The sequence below is a fragment of the Pseudoalteromonas luteoviolacea NCIMB 1942 genome, assembly GCF_001625595.1.
GTDB classification, from domain to species: Bacteria; Pseudomonadota; Gammaproteobacteria; order Enterobacterales; family Alteromonadaceae; genus Pseudoalteromonas; species Pseudoalteromonas luteoviolacea_A.
On the sequence record NZ_AUXT01000224.1, the window covers coordinates 1 to 477 of the forward strand.

Sequence of the window (477 nt, forward strand, 5' to 3'; positions counted from 1 at the left end):
GGTTAGTGGTTAGTGGTTAGTATGGCATTCTTTCGCAATGAACCTATTGCTGAAGTGGCAAGGCGATTAAATATTTGTGCCGAAGGCTTAGCAGATAAAAATTGCTAGCCAAAAGTGCTTTAACTGAAGCGCGCAACAGACTTGGTAAAAATGCAATATTATTGCTTTTTAAGCTATGTAGCCATAAATGGGGATGAGAGCGTTACTCGCAAGATAGCTGGAATGGACTACAAGTATTCGCTGTTGAGGGTGCTCTATTCAGAACATATGGCAATGATGAATTAAGAGCGCATTTTGGCAGTGGTAATACAAGCACAAATAGACAACCCACCTTTCAAGTGCTTCGATTAGTCACACTCATGAATGTAGGCTCTCATGTTATCGTTGATGGCGCTATTAGTCCTTATCGCAAAGGCGAAATCCCGTTAGCCAAGAGTTTCATGGAGCAACTGCCAGATAACTCAGTGACACTATTAG

At 41.7% G+C, this 477-nt stretch carries 1 pseudogene; it reads left to right on the forward strand.

Annotated elements, in window-relative coordinates:
• Positions 1–6 precede the first annotated feature (6 nt).
• A pseudogene (locus N482_RS23685) lies at positions 7–477 on the forward strand (transposase domain-containing protein); the annotation flags it as partial.